This is a genomic window from Citrobacter sp. W9 (assembly GCF_026719375.1).
Classification (GTDB): Bacteria; Pseudomonadota; Gammaproteobacteria; order Enterobacterales; family Enterobacteriaceae; genus Citrobacter; species Citrobacter werkmanii.
Map to the genome: position 1 here is coordinate 1 of NZ_JAPPTE010000048.1, position 4,399 is coordinate 4,399.

4 protein-coding genes, 4 tRNA genes and 1 pseudogene are annotated in these 4,399 nt (G+C 49.4%); 7 read left to right on the forward strand and 2 right to left on the reverse strand.

Annotation, left to right across the window (positions count from 1 at the left end):
- Positions 1 to 254 precede the first annotated feature (254 nt).
- Complete coding sequence (gene murB / locus OOJ59_RS27505; RefSeq protein ID WP_087856916.1) at positions 255 to 1,283, forward strand: UDP-N-acetylmuramate dehydrogenase; 1,029 nt, start codon at positions 255 to 257, stop codon at positions 1,281 to 1,283.
- Positions 1,280 to 2,242 (forward strand): bifunctional biotin--[acetyl-CoA-carboxylase] ligase/biotin operon repressor BirA, encoded by a 963-nt coding sequence (gene birA / locus OOJ59_RS27510; RefSeq protein WP_038636096.1) that lies wholly within the window; start codon positions 1,280 to 1,282, stop codon positions 2,240 to 2,242. Before murB ends, birA begins: the two co-directional genes overlap by 4 nt.
- Positions 2,243 to 2,274: 32 nt before the next feature.
- Here the strand turns inward: birA and coaA are convergent, their stop codons facing one another.
- Both coaA and OOJ59_RS27520 read right to left on the reverse strand, forming a co-directional pair.
- A complete protein-coding gene (gene coaA, locus OOJ59_RS27515) occupies positions 2,275 to 3,225 on the reverse strand; it encodes a type I pantothenate kinase (RefSeq protein ID WP_032940924.1) in 951 nt (316 codons plus the stop codon).
- A gap of 291 nt (positions 3,226 to 3,516) precedes the next feature.
- Positions 3,517 to 3,597: pseudogene (locus OOJ59_RS27520) on the reverse strand (hypothetical protein); the annotation flags it as partial.
- Between the two features lie 19 nt (positions 3,598 to 3,616).
- On the opposite strand from OOJ59_RS27520, the gene OOJ59_RS27525 reads away from it, so the two are divergent.
- The 5 genes from OOJ59_RS27525 to OOJ59_RS27545 form a co-directional block, all read left to right on the forward strand.
- Positions 3,617 to 3,692, forward strand: a tRNA-Thr gene (locus OOJ59_RS27525).
- Between the two features lie 8 nt (positions 3,693 to 3,700).
- Positions 3,701 to 3,785 (forward strand) — tRNA-Tyr (locus tag OOJ59_RS27530).
- 114 nt (positions 3,786 to 3,899) lie between these two features.
- A tRNA-Gly gene (locus OOJ59_RS27535) sits at positions 3,900 to 3,974 on the forward strand.
- A gap of 5 nt (positions 3,975 to 3,979) precedes the next feature.
- Positions 3,980 to 4,055 (forward strand) — tRNA-Thr (locus OOJ59_RS27540).
- 118 nt (positions 4,056 to 4,173) lie between these two features.
- On the forward strand, positions 4,174 to 4,399 hold a 226-nt coding region (locus OOJ59_RS27545), incomplete at its 3' end, for a GTP-binding protein (protein ID WP_001403315.1).

Sequence of the window (4,399 nt, forward strand, 5' to 3'; positions counted from 1 at the left end):
ACGTTGCGCAGCAACGGCCCGGAGGGTGGCGGGCAGGACGCCCGCCATAAACTGCCAGGCATCAAATAAAGTGAAGAAGCCCGTCCTGCCGGATGGGCTTTTTTGCGTCTGTACGAAATGAAACCTGCCGGATGCGGCGCACCGCCTTATCCGGCCTGCCAAAGCGCATCAGGCAACCCCCTTGCCTCCATAAGACAAGCCATCCTGCGGCATATGCGGTAAACTAAGCGCGATTTTGCATCAGGAAAGCGTCTATGAATCACTCCCTTAAAGCCTGGAACACCTTCGGTATCGATCAACAAGCTAATGAGCTTGTCTGCGCCGAAAATGAGCAACAACTGCTGAATGCCTGGCAATCAGCGAATGCATCACATCATCCAGTACTGATCCTGGGCGAGGGGAGTAACGTCCTGTTTCTCGATACCTTCCATGGAACGGTGATCGTCAATCGAATCAAGGGCATTGAGATCACAGAACAACCTGAGGCGTGGCACCTGCACGTCGGTGCCGGTGAGAACTGGCATCATCTGGTACAGCACACGCTGCAAGAAGGTATGCCTGGACTGGAAAATCTGGCACTCATTCCCGGATGTGTCGGTTCATCGCCCATTCAGAATATTGGTGCTTATGGTGTGGAGCTGCAGCGTGTCTGCGAATATGTGGACTGCGTTGAACTGTCAACCGGCAAACATCTGCGCGTCAGCGCCGCGGAATGCCGTTTTGGTTACCGTGACAGCATCTTCAAGCATGAATATCAGGATCGTTTCGCAATTGTTGCCGTTGGTTTGCGCTTGCCTAAACAGTGGCAGCCCGTTCTCACTTACGGTGACTTGACGCGTCTGGATCCTACAACCGTGACGCCTCAGCAGGTTTTTGATTCTGTCTGTCATATGCGCACAACAAAGCTGCCTGACCCGAAAGTTAACGGTAATGCCGGTAGCTTCTTTAAAAACCCGGTTGTTACAGCGCACGTTGCGCAGGAACTGTTGGCCAAATTCCCGACTGCGCCTCATTACCCGCAGGTAGATGGTTCAGTAAAACTGGCTGCCGGCTGGCTTATCGATCAATGCCAGCTAAAAGGCATGCGTATTGGTGGGGCAGCGGTACATCAGCAGCAAGCACTGGTACTGATCAATGCAGACCGTGCGACCAGTCAGGATGTGGTACAACTAGCGCATCATGTACGCCAAAAAGTCGGTGAGAAATTCAATGTCTGGCTCGAACCCGAGGTCAGATTTATTGGCCCACAGGGTGAAGTGAATGCTGTGGAGATCATCGCATGAAAGATAATACCGTCCCCCTGACGCTTATTTCCTTGTTAGCCGACGGCGAATTTCATTCTGGTGAGCAGCTTGGTGAACAGCTGGGAATGAGCCGTGCGGCAATCAATAAGCATGTTCAGACGCTACGCGACTGGGGCGTTGATGTCTTTACTGTTCCCGGTAAAGGATACAGCTTACCTGAGCCTATCCAGTTATTAGACTCATCACTGATTCATTCTCAGTTGGATGGAGGGAATATCACGGTTCTGCCGGTTATCGACTCAACCAACCAGTACCTGATGGACCGTATTGGTCAACTGGAGTCAGGGGATGCCTGCGTCGCTGAGTATCAGCAGGCCGGTCGTGGTCGTCGCGGACGTAAGTGGTTCTCACCGTTTGGCGCCAATCTGTATCTCTCAATGTTCTGGCGACTGGAGCAAGGACCGGCAGCCGCAATTGGTCTGAGTCTGGTGATTGGTATTGTCATGGCGGAGGTTTTACGCGATTTGGGGGCGGATAAAGTTCGCGTGAAATGGCCGAACGATCTCTATCTGCTCGATCGTAAACTGGCCGGAATTCTGGTTGAACTCACCGGTAAGACGGGCGATGCCGCGCAAATTGTTATCGGTGCGGGTATTAATATGTCCATGCGCCGGGTAGAAGAGAATGTCGTTAATCAGGGCTGGATTAATCTCCAGGAAGCGGGAATTAACATTGACCGCAATACCCTTGCTGCCCGACTAATCCGCGAGCTGCGCGCTGCGTTGGTATTGTTTGAGCATGAGGGCTTAGCGCCGTATTTGTCCCGCTGGAAGACGCTGGACAACTTTATCGACCGCCCGGTAAAACTCATTATTGGCGATAAAGAAATATTTGGGATATCTCGTGGAATAGATGCACAAGGTGCATTATTGCTCGAACAAAATGGCGTGATAAAACCCTGGATGGGCGGAGAAATATCGCTCAGAAGCGCTGAATAATAACAAGGGGAGCTGCGGCTCCCCTTGTTAATTTATTTGCGTAGTCTGACCTCTTCAACAGCATGATTGGCGCTTTTGGTCATGATTAAGCTGGCACGCTCACGCGTTGGTAAAATATTTTGCTTTAAATTCAGCCAGTTAATCTCTTTCCATAACGAAGTGGCCGTGTTGATTGCCTCGTCTTCCGACAATTTCGCATAATTATGGAAATAAGAGTCTGGGTTGGTAAATGCTCCTTCGCGGAATTTCAGGAAGCGGTTGATATACCACGTCTGGAGTAATTCCTCTGGTGCATCAACATAAATAGAAAAATCGACAAAATCAGAAACAAATACATGATGTGGATCGTGAGGATAATCCATCCCGCTCTGTAATACATTAAGCCCTTCAAGTATTAATATGTCGGGTTGGGCAACAGTTTTGTCGCCATCAGGGATCACATCATAGATAAGATGGGAGTATACCGGTGCCGTGACGTTGGGTACGCCTGACTTCAAATCGGAAACGAATTTAACCAGACGGTGCATATCATAGGACTGAGGGAAGCCTTTCTTCTTCATGAGTCCACGATCTTTCAACACCTGATTGGGATGAAGAAAACCGTCGGTCGTAATCAATTCAACCTTACGATGCTCAGGCCAGCGACTCAACAGTGCCTGCAAAACACGTGCTGTGGTGCTTTTGCCAACGGCGACGCTGCCAGCAATGCTGATAATATAAGGAATACGCTCGCCGTTAGTGCCTAAAAATTGCTCCAGCACCGCCTGACGTCGCAGGTTCGAACTGATGTAAAAATTTAGCAAACGCGATAGAGGCAAATAAATTTCGGCAACTTCTTCCAGCGACAAGTCTTCGTTAATGCCTTTCAGACGAGCAATCTCTTCCTCGGTCAGGGTCATTGGCACGGAATCACGAAGCGCAGCCCACTGGTTGCGATCAAACTGTAGGTAAGGCGACGTTAACGCTTGCTCTTTTATACTCATACGCATGGTCTGGCTGTCATTGCTATATCAGGTCTGCGGTAAAAAAACGAAATCATCCCCGGCACGCAATGGCACGCACATTTCAGTTAATTTGGACAATGGGCAGGAGGGTAACACCAGATGAGGGGGAATAATAAGAAAAAATCATCCCCTGAAAAGCAATGTGACGGCTATTCCAGATGTATAAAGAGGTACTTTCTCTCTATGGATAAGTGCATGGCGGCGAAAAACTTGCCTTTGGAAGGGCGCGCGCCGTTGGAAATTTGTCCAATCATACGAAGAAATAGATTATTTATCGGACGTATAGTGCAAAATGTGAGCGATAGAACATTTTATGCAATTTTTTAGTTGCATGAGTGCGCAGGTCTCCATAAAATGCGCGCTACTTGATGCCGACTTAGCTCAGTAGGTAGAGCAACTGACTTGTAATCAGTAGGTCACCAGTTCGATTCCGGTAGTCGGCACCATCAAGTCCGGTGGGGTTCCCGAGCGGCCAAAGGGAGCAGACTGTAAATCTGCCGTCACAGACTTCGAAGGTTCGAATCCTTCCCCCACCACCACTTTCTGGCAGCGTTATCGCCGCCTGAGTTGGTTAAAAAATTAATCAGCTCGAACATAAAAGAGAGAAATCTCTTTTTTGTTACAGAAAGAACTGGGTAGCCGAGTTTCAGGATGCGGGCATCGTATAATGGCTATTACCTCAGCCTTCCAAGCTGATGATGCGGGTTCGATTCCCGCTGCCCGCTCCAGACGTGCTGATATGGCTCAGTTGGTAGAGCGCACCCTTGGTAAGGGTGAGGTCCCCAGTTCGACTCTGGGTATCAGCACCACTTCACTTCTCCTTCCCGTTTCTCTCTGTTTACTTTTAAAAGCATTCAACAGCTCAGGTATATTGCCTGGTTGATGTGGTGATATCACCGATTTATCCGTGTCTTAGAGGGACAATCGATGTCTAAAGAAAAATTTGAACGTACTAAACCGCACGTTAACGTCGGTACTATCGGCCACGTTGACCATGGTAAAACAACGCTGACCGCTGCAATCACTACCGTACTGGCTAAAACCTACGGCGGTGCTGCTCGTGCATTCGACCAGATCGATAACGCGCCGGAAGAAAAAGCTCGTGGTATCACCATCAACACTTCTCACGTTGAATATGACACCCCGACTCGCC